14 protein-coding genes and 1 tRNA gene are annotated in these 18,811 nt (G+C 65.1%); 7 read left to right on the forward strand and 8 right to left on the reverse strand.

Annotated features, from left to right (window positions below; all coding sequences use genetic code 11):
- Nucleotides 1–80: 80 nt before the first annotated feature.
- Nucleotides 81–4,817 carry a glutamate synthase large subunit gene (gene gltB / locus ACVIHF_RS40300; RefSeq protein WP_456793679.1) on the reverse strand — a complete coding sequence of 1,579 codons (4,737 nt, stop codon included), beginning with the start codon at nucleotides 4,815–4,817 and terminating at the stop codon, nucleotides 81–83.
- Nucleotides 4,818–5,287: 470 nt separating this feature from the next.
- On the opposite strand from gltB, the gene ACVIHF_RS40305 reads away from it, so the two are divergent.
- Entirely contained in the window at nucleotides 5,288–6,121 is an 834-nt protein-coding gene (locus ACVIHF_RS40305) for a hypothetical protein (protein WP_456793680.1), read from the forward strand.
- A gap of 81 nt (nucleotides 6,122–6,202) precedes the next feature.
- Here ACVIHF_RS40305 and ACVIHF_RS40310 read toward each other — a convergent pair whose 3' ends face one another.
- On the reverse strand, nucleotides 6,203–6,679 hold the full coding sequence (locus ACVIHF_RS40310) for an Hsp20 family protein (RefSeq protein WP_456793681.1): 477 nt from the start codon (nucleotides 6,677–6,679) through the stop codon (nucleotides 6,203–6,205).
- 221 nt (nucleotides 6,680–6,900) lie between these two features.
- Between ACVIHF_RS40310 and ACVIHF_RS40315 the strand changes: the two genes are divergently transcribed.
- The gene (locus tag ACVIHF_RS40315) at nucleotides 6,901–7,848 is read left to right on the forward strand and encodes an alpha/beta fold hydrolase (RefSeq protein ID WP_016844028.1); all 948 of its coding nucleotides are present in this window, start codon (nucleotides 6,901–6,903) and stop codon (nucleotides 7,846–7,848) included.
- A 63-nt stretch (nucleotides 7,849–7,911) separates the two neighbouring features.
- Here the strand turns inward: ACVIHF_RS40315 and ACVIHF_RS40320 are convergent, their stop codons facing one another.
- Both ACVIHF_RS40320 and ACVIHF_RS40325 read right to left on the reverse strand, forming a co-directional pair.
- Nucleotides 7,912–8,571 (reverse strand): hypothetical protein, encoded by a 660-nt coding sequence (locus tag ACVIHF_RS40320; protein WP_310881477.1) that lies wholly within the window; start codon nucleotides 8,569–8,571, stop codon nucleotides 7,912–7,914.
- A gap of 60 nt (nucleotides 8,572–8,631) precedes the next feature.
- Nucleotides 8,632–10,431 carry an adenylate/guanylate cyclase domain-containing protein gene (locus tag ACVIHF_RS40325; RefSeq protein WP_057016253.1) on the reverse strand — a complete coding sequence of 600 codons (1,800 nt, stop codon included), beginning with the start codon at nucleotides 10,429–10,431 and terminating at the stop codon, nucleotides 8,632–8,634.
- A 239-nt stretch (nucleotides 10,432–10,670) separates the two neighbouring features.
- Between ACVIHF_RS40325 and ACVIHF_RS40330 the strand changes: the two genes are divergently transcribed.
- Nucleotides 10,671–11,306 (forward strand): LysE family translocator, encoded by a 636-nt coding sequence (locus ACVIHF_RS40330; protein WP_253604447.1) that lies wholly within the window; start codon nucleotides 10,671–10,673, stop codon nucleotides 11,304–11,306.
- Between the two features lie 30 nt (nucleotides 11,307–11,336).
- Here ACVIHF_RS40330 and ACVIHF_RS40335 read toward each other — a convergent pair whose 3' ends face one another.
- A complete protein-coding gene (locus ACVIHF_RS40335) occupies nucleotides 11,337–12,089 on the reverse strand; it encodes a sulfite exporter TauE/SafE family protein (protein ID WP_456793682.1) in 753 nt (250 codons plus the stop codon).
- Nucleotides 12,090–12,182: 93 nt separating this feature from the next.
- On the opposite strand from ACVIHF_RS40335, the gene ACVIHF_RS40340 reads away from it, so the two are divergent.
- A complete protein-coding gene (locus ACVIHF_RS40340; RefSeq protein WP_456793683.1) occupies nucleotides 12,183–13,076 on the forward strand; it encodes a LysR family transcriptional regulator in 894 nt (297 codons plus the stop codon).
- A gap of 8 nt (nucleotides 13,077–13,084) precedes the next feature.
- Here ACVIHF_RS40340 and ACVIHF_RS40345 read toward each other — a convergent pair whose 3' ends face one another.
- From ACVIHF_RS40345 to ACVIHF_RS40355, 3 genes are all read right to left on the reverse strand, one after another.
- The gene (locus ACVIHF_RS40345; RefSeq protein ID WP_456793684.1) at nucleotides 13,085–14,053 is read right to left on the reverse strand and encodes a tripartite tricarboxylate transporter substrate binding protein; all 969 of its coding nucleotides are present in this window, start codon (nucleotides 14,051–14,053) and stop codon (nucleotides 13,085–13,087) included.
- A gap of 82 nt (nucleotides 14,054–14,135) precedes the next feature.
- On the reverse strand, nucleotides 14,136–14,915 hold the full coding sequence (gene hisN / locus ACVIHF_RS40350; protein ID WP_456777748.1) for a histidinol-phosphatase: 780 nt from the start codon (nucleotides 14,913–14,915) through the stop codon (nucleotides 14,136–14,138).
- A gap of 571 nt (nucleotides 14,916–15,486) precedes the next feature.
- Nucleotides 15,487–16,374 carry an N-formylglutamate amidohydrolase gene (locus ACVIHF_RS40355; protein WP_456793685.1) on the reverse strand — a complete coding sequence of 296 codons (888 nt, stop codon included), beginning with the start codon at nucleotides 16,372–16,374 and terminating at the stop codon, nucleotides 15,487–15,489.
- Between the two features lie 306 nt (nucleotides 16,375–16,680).
- On the opposite strand from ACVIHF_RS40355, the gene cpdR reads away from it, so the two are divergent.
- The 3 genes from cpdR to ACVIHF_RS40370 all read left to right on the forward strand — a co-directional run bounded on the left by cpdR (nucleotide 16,681) and on the right by ACVIHF_RS40370 (nucleotide 18,742).
- Nucleotides 16,681–17,040: a cell cycle two-component system response regulator CpdR gene (gene cpdR / locus ACVIHF_RS40360; protein ID WP_016843340.1), complete on the forward strand. Its 360-nt coding sequence runs from the start codon at nucleotides 16,681–16,683 to the stop codon at nucleotides 17,038–17,040.
- A gap of 78 nt (nucleotides 17,041–17,118) precedes the next feature.
- A tRNA-Val gene (locus tag ACVIHF_RS40365) sits at nucleotides 17,119–17,193 on the forward strand.
- A 571-nt stretch (nucleotides 17,194–17,764) separates the two neighbouring features.
- Nucleotides 17,765–18,742, forward strand: coding sequence for an IS481 family transposase (locus tag ACVIHF_RS40370; RefSeq protein ID WP_456793686.1), 978 nt, complete (start codon nucleotides 17,765–17,767; stop codon nucleotides 18,740–18,742).
- Nucleotides 18,743–18,811 lie beyond the last annotated feature (69 nt).

Here is an 18,811-nt window from a genome sequence, read left to right on the forward strand (position 1 = left end):
CGCGGACCCGGAATCTTGAAGTTGCCTTGCGAGATTCCGGGTTCGCGCCTTGCGCGCCCCGGAATGACGCGTGATGAACCCTACGCGCCGATCGCGATCTTCGGCTCGGCGTCGGCGTTTGCCTTCATTTCCTTCAGCGCGCGGCGGTACTCCACCGGCATCACCTTGCGGAATTTCGGCAGCCAGCTCTTCCAGTCGGCGAGGATCTCCGCCGCCTTCTTCGAGCCGGTCAGCTTGGCGTGACGCGTGATCAGGACGTGCAGCCGCTCCGCATCGGAGTCGAGCAGGTTCTGGAACACGTCGACCCGGCCATGCGCCTCGAGATCGCCGGAGTGGTGGTAGGTGTCGGCGTTGATCATCTCCTCCGACAGCACCGGCTCGAGCTCGACCATCGACAGATTGCACAGCTTGTCGAAGTCGCCGGCCTCGTCCAGCACATAGGCGATGCCGCCTGACATGCCGGCCGCGAAGTTGCGCCCGGTCTTCCCGAGCACCACGACGATGCCGCCGGTCATGTATTCGCAGCAATGATCGCCGGCGCCCTCGACGACCGCGACCGCGCCGGAGTTGCGCACCGCGAAGCGCTCGCCGGCGATGCCGCGGAAGTAGCACTCGCCCGCGATCGCGCCGTACATCACGGTGTTGCCGACGATGATCGACTCTTCCGGCACGATGCCGGAGATCTTCGGCGGCTTGACGATGATGCAGCCGCCCGAGAGGCCCTTGCCGACATAGTCGTTGCCTTCACCCTCGAGCTCGAAGGTGACGCCCTTGGCGAGCCAGGCGCCGAACGCCTGTCCCGCCGTGCCCTTCAGGCCGACATGGATGGTGTCGAGCGGAAGGCCGGCATGGCCGTAGATCTTGGCCACCGCGCCCGACAGCATCGCGCCGGCGGAACGGTCGGTGTTGTTGATCTCTTCCTCGATCTTGACCGGGGCGCCGCGATCGAGCGCGGCCTGCGCCTTCTCGATCAGCCGGCGGTCGAGCACGGCTTCCAGATGGTGGTTCTGGCTCTCCGAGTGATAGATCGTCTGGCCCTTCTCCTCCTTCTGCCGCACGAACAGCTTGGAGAAATCGAGGCCCTTGGCCTTCCAGTGCGAGACCAGCGCGGTCTGGTCCAGCATCTGGACCTGGCCGACCATCTCGTCGAACGACTTGTAGCCGAGCTGCGCCATGATCTCGCGGACTTCCTCGGCGACGAAGAAGAAGTAGTTGATGACGTGCTCGGGCTGGCCGGTGAAGCGCTTGCGCAGCACCGGATCCTGGGTCGCGACGCCGACCGGGCAGGTGTTGAGGTGGCACTTGCGCATCATGATGCAGCCCGCCGCGATCAGGGGCGCGGTGGCGAAGCCGAACTCGTCGGCCCCGAGCAGCGCGCCGATCACGACGTCACGGCCGGTGCGGAAGCCGCCGTCGACCTGGACCGCGATGCGGCTGCGCAGCCGCTGGCGCACCAGCGTCTGATGGGTCTCGGCAAGACCGATCTCCCACGGCGAGCCGGCATGCTTGATCGAGGTCAGCGGCGAGGCACCGGTGCCGCCCTCGAAGCCCGCGATCGTGACATGGTCGGCGCGCGCCTTGGCGACGCCTGCGGCAACCGTGCCGACGCCGACTTCCGACACCAGCTTGACCGAGACCTGGCCGTCCGGATTGACGTTCTTGAGGTCGTAGATCAGCTGGGCGAGGTCTTCGATCGAGTAGATGTCGTGATGCGGCGGCGGCGAGATCAGGCCGACGCCCGGCGTCGAATGCCGGACGCGGGCGATCGTGGCATCGACCTTGTGGCCGGGCAGCTGGCCGCCTTCGCCGGGCTTGGCGCCCTGCGCCATCTTGATCTGCATCATGTCGGAGTTGACGAGGTATTCCGTCGTCACGCCGAACCGGCCCGAGGCGACCTGCTTGATCGCCGAGCGCATGCTGTCGCCGTTGGGCATCGGCTTGAAGCGGTCGGACTCCTCGCCGCCTTCGCCGGTGTTCGACTTGCCGCCGATCCGGTTCATCGCGATCGCGAGCGTGGTGTGCGCCTCGCGCGAGATCGAGCCGAACGACATCGCGCCGGTCGAGAACCGCTTGACGATGTCCTTGGCCGGCTCGACGTCCTCGAGCTTGACCGGCTTGCGCTTGTCGTCCTCGGCGCTCTTGATCCGGAACAGGCCGCGCAGCGTCAAGAGACGCTCGGACTGCTCGTTGAGGATCTTGGCGAACGCCCGGTAGCGCTCCTGCGAATTGCCACGCACGGCATGCTGCAGCGTCGAGACCGATTCCGCGGTCCAGGCATGGTCCTCGCCGCGAGTGCGGTAGGCATATTCGCCGCCGACATCGAGCGCGCTCTTGTAGATCTGGCCGTCGCCGAACGCGTCGGTGTGGCGCCGCACGGTCTCCTCGGCGATCTCGCCGAGGCCGACGCCCTCGATGCGGGTGTGGGTGCCGGCGAAATACTTGGCGACGAAGTCCGCCTTCAGGCCGACCGCGTCGAAGATCTGCGCGCCGCAATAGGACTGGTAGGTCGAGATGCCCATCTTGGACATCACCTTGAGCAGGCCCTTGCCGATCGACTTGATGTAGCGCTTGACGATCTCGTAATCGTCGAGCGCGGTGGGCAGCCGGTCCTTCATCGCGAGGATGGTTTCGAACGCGAGATAGGGGTTGATCGCTTCGGCGCCGTAGCCGGCGAGGCAGGCGAAGTGATGCACCTCGCGCGGCTCACCGGATTCCACGACGAGGCCAACCGAGGTGCGCAGGCCGGTGCGGATCAGGTGATGATGCACGGCGGCGCAGGCCAGCAGCGACGGGATCGGAATCCGGTCGGTGCCGGTCATGCGGTCCGACAGAATGATGATGTTGATGCCCTCGCGCACCGCGCCCTCGGCGCGTGCGCAGAGCTCGTCGAGCACCTGCTCCATGCCTGCCGCACCGAACCCGGCGTGGAAGGTGGTGTCGAGCGTGCGCGACTTGAAGTGGGTCTCGGCGACGTCGGAGATCGAGCGGATCTTTTCCAGATCCGCGTCGGTCAGGATCGGCTGCCGCACCTCGAGGCGCTTGGTCGAGGCGACGCCCTGCAGGTCGAACAGGTTCGGCCGCGGCCCGATGATCGAGACGAGGCTCATGACGATTTCCTCGCGGATCGGATCGATCGGCGGGTTCGTCACCTGCGCGAAGTTCTGCTTGAAGTAGGTGAACAGCTGCTTCGGCTTGTCGGACAGCGCCGAGATCGGCGTGTCGTTGCCCATCGAGCCGGCGGCTTCCTCGCCGGTGGCCGCCATCGGCGTCATCAGGATCGCGATGTCTTCCTGGCTGTAGCCGAACGCCTGCTGCCGATCGAGCAGCGGCAGGTTGGAGCGCACGCCCTTGGCCGGCGCATCCGGCAGCTCCTCGAGCTGGATCTGGGTGCGATGCAGCCAGTCGCTGTAGGGATGGCTCTTGGCGAGGTCGGCCTTGATCTCGTCGTCGGGAATCAGGCGGCCCTGCTCGAGGTCGACGAGCAGCATCTTGCCGGGCTGCAGCCGCCACTTGGTGACGATCTGGTCCTCCGGAATCTTCAGCACGCCCATTTCGGACGCCATCACGATGCGGTCGTCCTTGGTGACGAGGTAGCGCGCCGGGCGCAGGCCGTTGCGATCGAGCGTGGCGCCGATCTTGCGGCCGTCGGTGAAGGCGATCGCGGCCGGGCCGTCCCACGGCTCCATCAGCGCGGCATGATATTCGTAGAAGGCGCGGCGCTGCTCATCCATCAGGGGATTGCCGGCCCAGGCTTCCGGAATCATCATCATCACGGCGTGTGGCAGCGAGTAACCGCCCTGCACCAGGAATTCGAGCGCGTTGTCGAAGCAGGCGGTGTCGCTCTGGCCTTCATAGGAGATCGGCCACAGGCGGCTGATGTCCTTGCCGTAGAGCTCCGAATGCACGGACGCCTGCCGAGCCGCCATCCAGTTGACGTTGCCGCGCAGCGTGTTGATCTCGCCGTTATGGGCGATCATCCGGTACGGATGCGCCAGCGACCAGGTCGGGAAGGTGTTGGTCGAGAAGCGTTGATGCACCAGCGCCAGCGCGCTGTCGAAGTCGGCCTCATGCAGGTCGGGATAGTACTTGCCGAGTTGGTCGGCGAGGAACATGCCCTTGTAGATCACGGTGCGGCACGACAGCGAGCACGGATAGTAGCCCGCCATGCCGCGGTCGCGGCGCTGATAGATCGCCTGCGAGATCGACTTGCGCAGGATGTAGAGGTGGCGCTCGAAATCGTCCTCGGTCTTGGCCGCACCATTGCGGCCGATGAAGACCTGCATGTGGTAGGGCTCGGTCGGCTTCACGGTGACACCGAGCGAGGAATTGTCGCTGGGCACATCGCGCCAGCCGAGCAGCTTGAAGCCCTCGTTCTTGATCTCGTCGGCGATGATGCTCTTGATCACGTTCCGCCACGCGGCATCGCGCGGCATGAACAGCGCGCCGATGGCGTATTCGCCGGGCTGCGGCAGCTTGAAGCCGAGCTCTGCGGTCTTGCGCGCGAAGAAGGCGTGCGGGATCTGCACCAGGATGCCGGCGCCGTCACCGGCGCGCGGGTCGGCGCCGACGGCGCCGCGATGCTCGAGGTTGCACAGGATGTTCAGCGCGTCGGAGACGATCTGGTGCGACTTCTGGCCCTTGATGTTGGCGATGAAGCCGACGCCGCAGGAATCCTTTTCCAGGCTCGGATCAAACAGGCCTTCGGCTTCCGGACGCCAAGTATGCAACTCACGCGCGGGCTCGGCGGCTTTCGAGTCCGCGGTCGCCGACAGCGTTCCTGCCACGATGTTTTCGCGCTCGAATTCCGACCCGCTCATGTGTCCTCTCCCTTTCGTAAGGGCCCCACCATATTTGGCGCACCTTGGACGTTGCGGCACCCACCGGGCCACCGCTCGTCCGCCGCGAGCCGCATTTTCCTAAATTCAGACGACGGGCGTTTCAACGTCCCCTGAGGGACGGCCCTGCCTGCAGCATTCTCGGAGCTCGGGGCGCCGAGGTCTCGTTGCAATCCCTATGCCGGGATGGCCTCGAAATTGAGACAGCTTTACTGTCCTAACTTAGACCTTGCCAAATTTTTGTCTATCACACAAGCGCGAGGAAGTCCTCGCCCGCATGCTCGGATCGAACGGCTCGGCGGGCATGAGGCGCCCCCGATTCGAAGCAAACACGCCGTGATCTGGCCCAAGGAGGGACCAAGGACCGCCGAATTTGAAACTGAAGTTTTGCCCCGGGCAAGCCGGCAAGAGAGCGGAAACGCTCCAGGGCGGGGCAGACAGGAGTTACGGCGATGAAGTTGTTCACAGGTTCGGTTGCTGCCGCCGCCCTCGCGCTCAGCGCAGCCTCGGCCGAGGCCCAGCTGGCGACGTCCGCCCGGATCGGCAGCCCGCTTCTGGTCAGGGTATCCGACATGGACGGGCCCTATGCCGCCATGCCCGAGGTTCCGCCGCCGCCGCGCTTTGGCCGGGTCCCGAGCCTGTTGCCGCCGGTCGAGGTCTATACCGTGCTCCGCGAGAACGGCTATCTGCCACTTGGCGCGCCCCGGCAGCGCGGGTTCGTCTACACGATCTCGGTGATCGACCAGGGCGGCGACGACGGCCGGCTGGTGATCGATGCCCGTGACGGGCACATCATCCGCTTCACGCCGGCCTCCCGGCTCGGCGACAATTACGAAGAGGAAATGAGCGCGACCGATGGTCCCGTCGGGCCGATGCCGCGGCCGATCCAGGCCCGGGTGCCGCGCCCGCCACTCCCGATCCCGCATGTTGCCAGCCGCATGCCGGTGCCGAAGCGGAACCCGCTGGGGGCCAAGGCCCAGGTTCCGGCGGCTCAGGTTCCGGCGACCCAGACTCCGGCGGCTGCCCAAGCGCCGGCGGCAGCCCAGGCTCCGGCCCCGGCGGCCCAGGCCGCCGTCCCGCAGGCGGCCACGCCGCAGCCTGCTCAGGCAGCCACACCCGCGACGGCCGAGCAGGCCGCAGCCCCGAAGCCGGCTGAGGCCCAGGCTGCGCCGCAAGCCGTCCAGCAAGCCGAGGCTCCGACCGTCGGTCAGGGTGCTCCGCCGCCGGCGCCCGCGCCCGCGATCCTGCCGACCCAGGCAATGCCCAAGGTGCAGGGATTGGAGTAGCGGTTACTGGCAACAAAAAACGCCCCGGTTTCCCGGGGCGTTTTCGCGATCAGCCAATATCTGCTGACGCGGGATTGTTGCTCACGCGGCGACCTTGCCGGCCGAGCCGTCAACGACCTGCGGGGCCTTCTCGCCGCCGCCGATCGGAATGCTGCGGGGCTTCTTGGCCTCGGGAATCTCGCGGACGAGATCGACGTGGAGCAGACCGTTCTCGAGCGAAGCGTTCTTCACCTGGACGAAGTCGGCAAGCTGGAAGATGCGCTCGAAGGCGCGGGAGGCGATGCCGCGATAGAGCACTTCGGCGCCATTGCCGGAGTTCTCGTTGGCGGTTTTCTCGCCCTTGATCGTCAGCGTGTTCTCCTTCGCGACGATCGAAAGCTCGGCCTGCGAGAAGCCGGAGACCGCAACGCTGATCCGGTAAGCATTCTCGCCGGTGCGCTCGATGTTGTAGGGGGGATAGCCGGGGCTGCCGTCCGAGGTCACCTGATCGAGCAGGTTGAAGAGGCGGTCGAAGCCGACGGTGGAACGATAAAACGGAGTGAGGTCGTAGCTACGCATAGGAATAGTCCTCCATTGAGCGACTGTTTCAGTTACCCGCCCGCCATCGGGCCGGGCTTAGATGTGTGCAGCCTGATGTTTCGGTTCCGAAGCACTGGTAGCGGCCTGCACGGAGGTGATATGGGAGGGGTCACGTCGCGTTCAAGAGGCGGAAACCGCGTCGCATTTTTCGGCGCCGGCGTCCTTGATCTCCACCCTGTCTCACCACTCCGGTCCCCTTCATGACGCTCGTCTCGATTCCCGCCAACCCGGTTCCGGACGACGTTGTCAGTGGCACCATCAAGACACCAGACGGGGCCGAGCTGCGCTTTGCGCGCTGGGCGCCACCGCCCGGCCGCAAGGGCACGGTCTGCGTGTTCGGCGGGCGCGGCGAGATGATCGAAAAATATTTCGAGACCGTGCGTGATCTGCGCGACCGTGGCTTTGCGGTGGCGATGATCGACTGGCGCGGGCAGGGCCACTCGTCGCGGCGGCTGCGCGATCCCCGCAAGGGCTATGTGCGCGACTTCGCCGACTACGAGGTCGACGTCGAGACCTTCGTGCAGCAGGTGGTGCTGCCGGATTGTCCGCCGCCCTATTTCGCGTTGGCGCATTCGATGGGCGGTGCGGTGATGCTGCGCCTCGCGCATGCCGGCAAGCGCTGGTTCGACCGCATGGTGCTGTCGGCGCCGATGATCGACCTGCCGCGCCGCCGCGTGTCGTTCTTCCCGAGCGCGCTGCTTCGGATCATGCGGCTGGCCGGGCAGGGCGGCCGCTATGTTCCCGGCGGCAGCGACGAACTGGTCGGCCTCGCGCCCTTCATCGGCAATCCCGTCACCAGCGATCCGGTGCGCCATGCCCGCAACGCGGCGATCCTGGAAGAAGATCCGACGCTCGGCATCGCGGCGCCGACGATCGCATGGGCCGACACCGCGTTCACCGCGATGCGCACCTTCCGCGGCATGTCGTATCCGTCGGAAATCCGCCAGCCGATCCTGATGCTGGCGGCGAGCAATGACGAGGTGGTGTCGACGGCCGCGATCGAGGAGTTCGCCTATCACTTGCGCGCCGGCTCGCATCTCGTGATCGCCGGCTCCAAGCACGAAATCCTGCAGGAGCAGGACCGCTACCGCGGCCAATTCTGGGCGGCGTTCGATGCGTTCGTGCCGGGCACGCCGCTGTTCAAGTGAAACATGGCGTTTTCGAGCGAAGGGGAAAGCGGTTCGCGTGAAGAAAACGCGTCTAACAAAAATCTAGCGCTGTAGCAGCGCGACGATCCGGTCAGGAAAGCGCTTGTCCACGAACAGCGTCCTGACCTCGGCGACGCTGAGATAGCGGTTCTTGCCTTCGCCCTTGCCCATGATGTCGAGCAGCACCGGCCACTCGCCTAGCATCAGGAGCGGATAGTAGCAGTGCAGGATGCCGTAGGACGGTGGATGCTCGTCCTTGGCGCGCTGGAAGTTCGCCGCCATGAAGGTCTTGATCTCGGCGGCCGACAGCCCGCGTTCGACGCTGCCGTCGGGTGCCTTGTGGTCGCTGCCGAAGGTCGCGAGCCGCGCGATCTCGTCCTCATGGACCACCGCGTGCTGGTCGAGGATGCGCGAGCCGGCGCCGTGCTTGTCGAGCGGGCCGTTGCGTAACGCGTCGAGAATGGCGCCCTGGAACAGGCTGCGCAGCTGGCTGAAAGGACCGAGGCCGTTGGCGATCTGCGCCACCATGAAGATCTTCGCCCGCGCGGTGAATCCCTCGAACCCGGTCTTGCCGGTTGCGCGCCCGATGGTCCCGGTCAGTTCAGGCAGCGGCACGATATGGCCGCCGACATAGTTACCGGCGACGAGCGCCCGCAGGAACGGGCAGGGATTGTCAGGGGAAATCTGCGGGGCGGGCGCCGCGCTTGCAGCCGTATCGGACATCAAACCACATCCTGAAAAGCTTCAGCTTAAAAAGCATCCATTACCGGTGGATGAATTCGCTCAGGAATCGACGGCGAATTTCGAGGTGGATGCAACCAGAGCGAGTTTGCCGAACGGCAGGCCGGCTTTCAAGAGGCCGTCGCGATAATGCGCGATGTCGGCCGGGTTCTTCCAGTGGAAATTGCGCAAGTGACGCTCGACCGTCAGCTCGGGATGGTTGGCGAGCAGGGCCTCGGCCGCCTGCGCGGCCTCGTCGGCGCGGCCGAGCTGGGCGAGCGCTGCGGTGCGCACCGCAAGGCATTGCAGATGGTTCGGGTTCAGATACAGCCCCTCGCGCGACCACGACAGCGACGCGTCATATTGCCCGAGCAGATAATGGCTGAACGCGTTCAGCGCCGCCCATTGGTAGCGCGGGTCGCTGTTGCCGCGCTGGACCGCCGTCGAGAACAGATCGACCGCCTTGCGATGGTCGCCGATCACCATGTGGCAGATTCCCAGCACGCCGCGCGCGCCCATGTCGTAGGGGTTGAGCTCGATCGCCCGCTTGATGGCGTCCATCGCGGCTTCGTAGTGGCCCTGCATCGCGTGCAGATAGGCCAGCAGCGAAAACGCGAACGAGGAGCGCGGGTCGAGCCGCACGCTGCTCTCGGCCAGGCTGACCGACGAGGCCCACAATTCGCGCGTGCTCGGAATCCAGCCGAACTGGATGCTCTGGATCTGGATCAGCGCCAGATAGGCGCGCGCGATCGACAGCGCGGGGTCGAGCTCGATCGCCTCCTTGAACAGCGCGATCGCGGTTTCGCAATCGTCCTTGGTCTGCTGGTAGTAGTGCGACAACCCCTTCAGGAAGCGATCCCACGCCGTCAGCTCGGCGTTGGGCGAGCGCGCCGGTGCCGAGGCCTCGGCGCGATAGATCTCCTGCGCGACGGCGGCGGAGAGATTCGCGGTGATTTCGTCCTGCATCGCGAACAGGTCGCCCATGTCGCGGTCGTAGCGGCCGGTCCACAGCTGCTCGCCCTTCTCGGGCGCAATCAGTTCGGCGGAGACGCGGATCTTGTTGCCGGCGCGCCGTACCGAACCCTGGATCAGATAGGTCGCGTCGATCTCGCGCGCGATCAGCCGCGTCGAGACGTTCTTGCCCTTGTAGGCGAAGGTCGAGTTGCGGCTCAGCACGCGGTAGAAGGATTGCAGCGACAGCGCATGGATCAGGTCCTCGGTCAGGCCGTCCGAGAAATATTCGTCGGCGCCGCCGCTCAGATTGTCGAACGGCAGCACGCCGACGATTGCGGTCCGGTATTGCCCCGGCAGATGCGGGCCGTCGTCCGGAACCTGCTCCTGGGCATCGGATCCGGCCGGCGCCCAGGTCCAGACATTGACCGGCTCGGCGATGTTCTTGAAGCGGTGCGGGCCGGCGTCGACGAGGGTGACGGCAAGCCGCCGTCCCGCTTCGGTGCGGGCTTTGTCCGACACCGCGATGCCGCCGGGCGTTGCGACCGTCTCGAGGCGGACGGCGATGTTGACGTCGTCGCCGAACACCTCGTCCTCGTCGGCCATGACGTCGCCCATGTGGACGCCCATCCGGAAGTGCATGGCGCGGTCGGCCGGCAGATGTTCGTTGCGCTCGGCCATCAGGGTCTGCATCGCGACGGCGGCCTCGATCGCGCCGATGATGCTCGGAAATTCCAGAAGGAAGCCGTCGCCGGTGTTTTTGACGATTCGGCCGCCATGGTTGAGGATGATCGGGTAAATCGCGCTGCGGTGCGCCTTGAACGAGGCATGAGTCCCCGCCTCGTCGGCACCCATCATGCGGGAATAGCCGGCGATGTCAGCGCAAAGAATGGCAGCGAGCCGTCTTTCCATGTCTCCTGTGCCCTGGGATGGCCACTTTAGCCGAGGTGACCGAATCCGATACTTACAAGACAGGCCGGGTCCGGCGGAAGCCCGGTTTGCAGGCACCTATAATGCATAGTAGCAAGAATTGGCACGCGACGAACGGATGGTACAGTCGTTTGTCTACTGAATTCGTGTGTCGCTGGGATGGCGCCGGCTGGCCGATCATCCTTTCCGGACGGCTACTTGCATAGGTTAACGTCGCTGCCATGCTGGGAATTCACGAACTTTGGCTGTTTGTCCTGTCCGGGCTGCTGCTCAACGTCACACCGGGGCCGGATACCGCTTATATCATCGGGCGCACGATTCAGCTCGGATGGCGCGGCGGAGCCGCTGCGGCGATCGGAATCAGTTGCGGTTGCCTGGTCCATGTGCTGGGCGCGGCGATCGGCCTGTCGGCGCTGCTGATGGCCTCGTCGACCGCGTTCCTGGCCGTCAAGCTGGTCGGCGCGGCCTATCTGGTGCTGACCGGCCTGCAGATGCTGCTTTCGCGCGCCAAGCCGATCGCCGAGATCGCCGGGCAGGGCGGCGAGACCTCGATCTCGCGCGTGTTCTGGCAGGGGGCGCTGACCAATATCCTCAACCCCAAGGTGGCACTGTTCTTCCTGGCCTTCCTGCCGCAATTCGTGGCGGCTGATTCGCCGCACAAGACGCTCGCCTTCCTGGTGCTCGGGCTGATCTTCATCACCGGCGGCACGCTGTGGTGCCTTGGCCTTGCGGCCTTCGCGGCGCGGGCTGCCGGCCGCATCAGGCAATCGGCCGGCGTGATCGCCTGGATCAACCGCTCGCTCGGCGCGCTCTTCATCTACCTCGGCGTCCGCGTCGCGACGCTGGAGGCGCGCTAGCTCGCGCCTTGGCGCTCTGGCTTTGCCGCTCTAGCCGTGGATCTTGAGCAGCGCGCTGCCGGCGAGATAGATGCCGAGCAGGATCATCGAGATCAGGAACCAGCGGCGGAACACCTCGGGGTGCATCCGTGTGCGAACCGCCTGGCCGATGAACATGCCGGTGAACGACGCCGCCATCGCGACCGCGCCCGGGAGCGCGGTGGCTGCCGTCAGAAGGCCAGATGCCGTGAGGTTGAAGGCGAGCGCCACGGTCGCAGTCGTGAAGAACACGCCGAGCGCCTGCACCAGTTCGTCCTTCTCCATGCCGATCGCCTGCATGAACGGCATCGAGGGGATGACCTGAACGCCGGTCGCCGCCGAGATCAGCCCGGTGATGACGCCGACGATGCCGCCGATCCATTTCTCGTCGCGCCGCGCGACCTTGAAGCTGAACCGGCTCAGGCCGACGATCGCGTAGATCACCAGCAGCACGCCCAGCACGACGGTGCCGTAGGCCGCGTATGGCCCGGTCAGCAGCCCGGCATTGATCCAGATCCCGGCCACGGTGCCGAGCATCAGCGGCCACAGCCGCTTGAGGATGTCGCGCAGATAGGGGCCGACGAAGGTCTGCCAGATATTGGTGACGATCGCCGGCACGATCACGATCGCGATCGCCTGGCCCGGCGCCATCGTGGTTGCGAGCAGCCCCATCGCGACCGTCGGCAGGCCGAGGCCGAGCGTGCCCTTGACGAAGCCGGCGAGCAGGAAGGCGAAAGCGATGAAGATCAGGAGATGGTCGACCATGGCGGCACATTGACCGATCGAGCCGATCGGCACAATCTGGAGGTTACGGAGTTAGCCTTCGGGTGACCCGAAGGTATGGGGCGGGGAAACGTCATGCGGTTCGACCTGATCGACTTGCAATTGTTCATCGCGGTTGCCGATGCGCGCAGCATCACGCAGGGCGCGGCGCGCGCGAATCTTGCGCTGGCTTCCGCCAGCGAGCGGATCAAGGGCCTCGAGGAGGCGCTCGGCGTCGCACTGCTCAAGCGCGGCCGCCGCGGTGTCGAACTGACGGCGGCGGGCGAGAGCCTGCTCGGCCATGCCCGCATCGTGATTCACAACGTCGAGGCGCTGCAAAGCGATCTCGCCGCCTATGCCAGCGGTGTACGCGCCAACGTGCTGTTGCTCGCCAACACCTCGGGCCTGTCGGAGCATCTGCCGCGGGCGCTCGCGGCCTTCCTGCACGAGCATCCCGATATCAGCGTCGACGTCGAGGAGCGTGAGAGCACCGATATCGCGACCGCGATCGCCAGCGGCGCCGCCGATCTCGGCTTCGCCGCGGAACACGCGCTGCCCGACAGCGTCGAGCGCTTCCTGTTCAGCGAGGACCGCTTGATGCTGGTAGCGTCGCGACGCAGCGATCTCGGCGGCCGCCGCCAGATCGACTTCCAGGAGGTGGTCGGCCGCGATTTCGTCGGCCTCACGGCAACGTCGGCGCTGCAGGTCCATATCTCGCGGCACGCCGCAAAGCTCGGCGCACGGCTGCGCTTCCGCGCCCGTCTGCGCGGCTTCGACGCGATCTGCCAGATGGTCGCCGCCGATGTCGGCATCGCCGTGATCCCGGAGACCGCGGCGCGGCGCTGCGCGGCGTCGATGCCGATCACGACGATAAGGATCCGCGACGCCTGGGCCAACCGCCGGCTGACGATCTGCGCGCGCAGCTTCAAGGCGCTGCCGCGCGCGGCCAAGCAGCTCGTGGAGTACCTGCGCGCCGAAGCGCAGCGCTGACGGCTGGCTCATTTCGTCGTCACCACGCCGGCGTCCTGGATCACCTTCGCCCATTTCCTGATGTCGGCGGCGATGAAGTCGCGGAAATGCTCCGGCGTGTCGCCGGCCAGCGTCAGACCCTGCTCGGCGAGCTTCTGCTTGACGATCGGATCGGCCATCGCCGCGGTGGCGAGCTGGTTCAGCCGGGCGAGGATCGCGGGCGGCGTGCGTGCGGGCGCGACCATGCCGTACCAGTTCTCGATGATCAGGTCCGGCATGCCGGCCTCGGCGGTGGTCGGCACGTCGGCTGCGGTCGGCGCGCGTTCGCGCCCACCGAGCGCGATCGGCCGCAGCGTGCCCGCCTTGATCTGCGGCAGGATCACCGGCAGGTCGAGGAAGGTCATCTGCACCTGCTGACCCAACAGGTCGTTCACCGCGGGCGCGGCGCCGCGATAGGGCACGTGCACGATGTCGATCTTGGCCGTCAGCTTGAACAATTCGCAGGCGAGATGCGGCAGGCTGCCGGGGCCGGAGGAGGCGAAGTTGAGCTTGCCCGGCTGCGCCCTGGCGAGCGCGACCAGTTCGTTCATGTTCTTCGCCGGCACGTTGGCGGCGACCACCAGCATCTCCGGCACCGTCGCGACCAGCGTCACCGGTGCGAGATCCTTCAGCGTGTCGTAGGCGACCCTCTCCATGCTCGGGCTGATCGCCAGCGCGCCGGCGCTCGCGATCGCCACCGTGTAGCCGTCGGGCGCCGCCTTCGCGACCGCGTCGGTGCCGAGCACGCCGCCCTGGCCCGCGCGGTTGTCGACGATGACGGGTTGCCTTGCGAGCTCCGAGATCTTCTGCCCGATCACCCGTGCGATGATGTCGTTCGGCCCGCCGGGCGGGAACGGCACGATCAGCCGGATCGGCTTGGTCGGGAAATCCTGGGCGAAAGCCGTGACGGGCGCGAGAAACAGGAGAAGGGCTGCCAGCAGCGTGCCGCGCATCGTCATGTCGCCCATCCCTGACTTTTCTGGTTGCGGTCAGGATGGGCGCAGATCAGACGCCCGGCAACTCAAGAATCAGGCAGGGAACTCAGGCGTTCAAAAGCTTCATGGCCGCTTCATGCACGCGCGGGTCGCCGGCCGCGATGATCCGGCCGCCGCTTTGCGCCGGCTTGCCGTCCCAGGTGGTGACGACGCCGCCGGCGCCGGTGACGATCGGGATCAGGCCGGCAATGTCGTAGGGCTTCAGCTCGGTCTCGACCACGAGGTCGAGATGACCGGCGGCGAGCATGCAATAGGAGTAGCAGTCGCCGCCATAGCGCGACAGGCGCGCCGTATTCTCGATACGGCCGAAGCGGGCGCGGTCATCCGGATTCATCAGCAGCGGGCTCGTGGTGAAGACGGTCGCTTCCTTCAGCGAGGCGCAGCGCCGCACCGAGAGCCGCCGTTCGCCCGACGGGCCGGAGTAATGCGCCGAGCCGTTGTCGCCGGAGAAGCGCTCGCCGATATAGGGCTGGTGCATCATGCCGAATACCGGCGTACCTTTGTGCAGCAGCGCGATCAGCGTGCCCCAGATCGGAAAGCCGGCGATGAAGGATTTCGTGCCGTCGATCGGATCGAGCACCCAGACATAGTCGGCGTCCTCGCGCTCATTGCCGAACTCCTCGCCGACAATGCCGTGCTGGGGGAAGTTCGACTTGATCAGCCGCCGCATCACGGCTTCCGCCGCCCGGTCGGCCTCGGTGACCGGATCGAAATCGTTCGAGCTCTTGTTGTCGACCGAGAGCGAGGTGCGGAAGAACGGCAAGATGGTTTCGCCGGATGCGGTCGCGAGGCGGCCGATGAAGGCGGTAAAGTCGATGACCGTCACGGCATGTCCCTGAACTGCGCAAACGACGCGGTAGAAATCGGATGCGTTCTTGCCTAGCTCAATCCGGCGCGGCGCGCACGATTAACGGAGTGTTATCCAGCCCGATGACGCGGTTCCGGACTTTCGATTTGGCTTCGGATTCGAAAGCGCCCCGGGTCTCGGCCTCGATCACGAAGTTGCGAATTCTGGTATACAAGCTATGCGCAAACCGCCGACCGCTCGGGGCTTTCCTTGTAAGATATTGATCCTACATACGGAAAGCCGCTCCTGCCGGCCTGTTGCAGTTTCGCCAGACTTTCCAACATTACCCAAGAAATGTTTCGAAAGTTCTTGCGTTTTGTGCAGCGCGGTCGCATATTGTTGCGGTGCGGTAGCGCCTCGCGCTATCGCTGCCCTCCTTGGGCGTTTCCTCCCTAGACTTGGGCCGCTTGTTCATTCAAGCGGCCCTTTTTTCTTGGCTCATTGCTTCCGCGCGTGAATACGGAATCCAGTTTCGCGTGAGGCCCGGTCGTCAATTGAATTCCACGTTCACGGCTTCGGCTGGCAACCGCAGTCCCGGCCGAACCGAGCGCTACTCCGCGGCCGCCTGGAACGGGCCGAGATCGCCGAACGGGATTTTCGCCAGCGCATCGGCCAAGGTCGCAAAGTCGGCGGCCACCTGCGCGAAGCGAGGGCCGCGCTCGCGGCGGCGCTCATCCATATAGACCGCGCGGTTGAGCTCGATCTGCACGGTGTGCAGGCCGCTCGCCGGATTGCCGTAATGCTCGGTGATGAAGCCGCCGGCATAGGGCTTGTTGCGGCCGATCGAATAGCCGAGCGAGCTCATGATCTCCTCGACGAGGTCGGGCAATAGCGGCGCACAGCTCGTGCCGTAGCGGTCGCCGATCACGACGTCGGGCCGGCGCGGCTCGTCGCGCGACACGCCGACCGACGGCATCGAGTGGCAGTCGACCACGATCACGGCGCCGAACGCCTGGTGCGCCTTGTTGATCAGCCGGCGCAGCGCGCGGTGATAGGGCTTGTAGAGCACCTCGATCCGGCGCAGCGCCTCGTCGACGTCGAGCCGCTCGCGATAGATCTCCTGGCCGTCGCCGACCACGCGCGGGATGGTGCCGAGCCCGCCGGCCACCCGCATCGAACGCGTATTGGCAAAGCTCGGCAGCCGCCCGGTGAACATGCGCGGGTCGAGCTCGTAGGGCTCGCGGTTCACGTCGACATAGGAGCGCGGGAAGTTGACCCGCACGATCGGAAAGCCGCGATCGCTGAGGCCCGCGATCAGCTCGTCCATGAAAGAGTCTTCGGAGCGGCGCAGCGACACCACATCGATTCGCGACGCGTCGAGGAATTCGGCCGGATAGACCGAGCCCGAATGCGGGGAATTGAAGATGATCGGCGCGCGCCAGGCCTGCGGCTCAACGATCTCGAACGGGGGCGACAACTCGCCAGCAAATTCGGTCATTCCCTTGGCGCCGTCCCTTGCGTCCGCCTCGCCCCCGCAGCAACTGAGTCTGCCGGAAAAGCGGAGATTTATGGGCACGCATTGTCGGTAATCGCGATCATTCTGCCAAGTGAAAAGAGTGTGGTTTCAGCTGGAACGCGTCTTAAAAGCAGCAAATGCGGCACCCGGTTGATTCGATGTCTGGTTCGGTCCACAAATGGGTGGCGCGCATTTGCCGCTGGCTTGACGCAAATTTCACCCGAAATTTACCGTCTGTCGGGCTTACTGTTCGGACTGCTCCTCAAGCCGGATTCGACGATTCCTGCCATGCCGAAAATACTTCTCGCCGAAGACGACACCGATATGCGCCGCTTCCTGGTCAAGGCGCTCGAAAACGCGGGTTTCAAGGTCTCGCCGCACGACAACGGCATGTCGGCCTACCAGCGGCTGCGCGAGGAGCCGTTCGAAATGCTGCTCACCGACATCGTGATGCCCGAGATGGACGGTATCGAGCTGGCGCGCCGTGCCTCGGAACTCGATCCCGATATCAAGATCATGTTCATCACCGGCTTTGCCGCGGTGGCCCTCAATTCCGATTCGGAGGCGCCGAAAAACGCCAAGGTGCTGGCCAAGCCCGTGCACCTCAGGGAATTGGTCAGCGAAGTGAATAAGTTGCTGGCGGCCTGATTCGCCAAAAAACCTTCACTTTGTATCCTTGCCTGCCCCGCCGCCGTCCGTTATAGGGACCCGATCCAAATACGCTTTGGGTGCGTAGCTCAGCGGGAGAGCACTACCTTGACATGGTAGGGGTCACAGGTTCGATCCCTGTCGCACCCACCACGCTTCGCCCTGACGGGCTTCGCGTGGCGCAGCTACGCGGAGACCTTCAGGTCGAAGCGTGTCCGGCGTAGCTTGAACGTAGTGAAAGCGAAGACGGACGCCGGCGCCGAAGCCCAACGGGCGGAGGCGGGCCCTTGGCCGCGAGCTGCGGCTCGGCAAGCCGTTTCTTGATACCTCCATAAATCTCTCGACCCGTCATTGCGAGAAGCGAAGCGACGAAGCAATCCATCGCTCCAAGTTCTCGATGTCATCACTCGCGAAGGCGGGTGGTCCGGTATTCCAGAGACGCCGGTGCTTGAACCGAGAAGCCGCGGCATAGTGGATGCCCCCACGCACGGGCATGACACCAAGGAGAGTGAGAGCGCGCGGCTCTTTCCACGAGTCGTCCCTGCGAAAGCAGGGACCCATAACCACAGGGCTGTGTTGTTGAAGCAAGCTGTGGCGCCCAGCGCTGCAAGCCAAGTGACGTCGGCGGTTATGGGTCCCTGCGTTCGTGTTTGGTCCCTGCAGATTGGTTGGATGGAATCGGTGTAGAACGAGGCGTGGCCTTTGTTAGGGAGCGCCTCGTGTCATGGAACTGAGCTTGCACGCGAACGCCACGACGACGCCGAAGACACGTGCCTACATCCAGCGCAGCCGGAAGTCGGTCGCTCAGTTGGCGGCCGAACTGGGGGTCAGCGAGACCACGATTTATCGCTGGCGCAGCCGCACGACGGTCGAAGACCGCTCGCACCGGCCGAAGAACCTCACGACCAGCCTCTCCGCGGTTGAAGAAAGGGCCGTTTGTGAACTGCGGACGTCGCTCCAATTGCCGCTGGACGACATCGTTGAGGTGATGCGGCGATGCATCAACGCCAAGCTGTCCCGTAGTGCTATTCACCGCTGCCTGCAGCGCAATGGCATCAGCCGGCTTGCCAAGCCTGACAAGCCCAAAGCCGGCGTCTTCGAGAATGCCAGTATCGGCTTCATCCATATCGACGTGAAGTATCTGCCGGCACTGCAGCGCCGCACCAGCTATGCCTTTGTCGCCATCGACCGAGCCACCCGCTACGTCTTTGTCGAGGTCCATTCCAAGCGGGACGGAGCGACCGCGACCGGTTTCCTTAAGCGCTTCCTGGCTGATTTTCCGCACCAGGTTCACACTATCCTCACCGACAACGGTGCCGAGTTCACCGACCGCTTCGCCGTCGACAAGAAGAACAAGCCGCCCGGGAAGCCTTCCGGCGACCACCCCTTTGATCAACTCTGCCGACAGTGCGGCATCCAGCATCGCCTGACCAAGCCCTACCATCCGCAGACCAACGGACTCGTCGAACGTTTCAACCGGCGCATCGCCGAAGCCATTGGCCGCGAAACAAAGCGTGGCAGCGCCCGGCGGACCTTCATCGATCACGCCGATCGAGACACCTTCATCGCCAAATTCGTCCACGACTACAATCGAACCAGGCTCAAATGCCTCCGCTACCAGGCCCCAATGCGGGCCCTCGCCAATCATACGGGACCAAACACTTTCGCAGGGACGACACCGCATGTATTGCGCGGCCGGTGAGTCACACATCCGCATTCTCGCGACATGATTTGTCCGAGCTTTGAATCTCGTTCCGCCCGTCTCTCGAAC

This window comes from Bradyrhizobium sp. USDA 4506 (genome assembly GCF_054058795.1).

Bases quoted from the DNA above. Each gene is read 5' to 3' on its own strand.
- gltB (WP_456793679.1), bottom strand. From the start codon at position 4,817: ATGAGCGGGTCGGAATTCGAGCGCGAAAACATCGTGGCAGGAACGCTG.
- ACVIHF_RS40305 (WP_456793680.1), top strand. From the start codon at position 5,288: ATGAAGTTGTTCACAGGTTCGGTTGCTGCCGCCGCCCTCGCGCTCAGC.
- ACVIHF_RS40310 (WP_456793681.1), bottom strand. From the start codon at position 6,679: ATGCGTAGCTACGACCTCACTCCGTTTTATCGTTCCACCGTCGGCTTC.
- ACVIHF_RS40315 (WP_016844028.1), top strand. From the start codon at position 6,901: ATGACGCTCGTCTCGATTCCCGCCAACCCGGTTCCGGACGACGTTGTC.
- ACVIHF_RS40320 (WP_310881477.1), bottom strand. From the start codon at position 8,571: ATGTCCGATACGGCTGCAAGCGCGGCGCCCGCCCCGCAGATTTCCCCT.
- ACVIHF_RS40325 (WP_057016253.1), bottom strand. From the start codon at position 10,431: ATGGAAAGACGGCTCGCTGCCATTCTTTGCGCTGACATCGCCGGCTAT.
- ACVIHF_RS40330 (WP_253604447.1), top strand. From the start codon at position 10,671: ATGCTGGGAATTCACGAACTTTGGCTGTTTGTCCTGTCCGGGCTGCTG.
- ACVIHF_RS40335 (WP_456793682.1), bottom strand. From the start codon at position 12,089: ATGGTCGACCATCTCCTGATCTTCATCGCTTTCGCCTTCCTGCTCGCC.
- ACVIHF_RS40340 (WP_456793683.1), top strand. From the start codon at position 12,183: ATGCGGTTCGACCTGATCGACTTGCAATTGTTCATCGCGGTTGCCGAT.
- ACVIHF_RS40345 (WP_456793684.1), bottom strand. From the start codon at position 14,053: ATGACGATGCGCGGCACGCTGCTGGCAGCCCTTCTCCTGTTTCTCGCG.
- ACVIHF_RS40355 (WP_456793685.1), bottom strand. From the start codon at position 16,374: ATGACCGAATTTGCTGGCGAGTTGTCGCCCCCGTTCGAGATCGTTGAG.
- cpdR (WP_016843340.1), top strand. From the start codon at position 16,681: ATGCCGAAAATACTTCTCGCCGAAGACGACACCGATATGCGCCGCTTC.
- ACVIHF_RS40370 (WP_456793686.1), top strand. From the start codon at position 17,765: ATGGAACTGAGCTTGCACGCGAACGCCACGACGACGCCGAAGACACGT.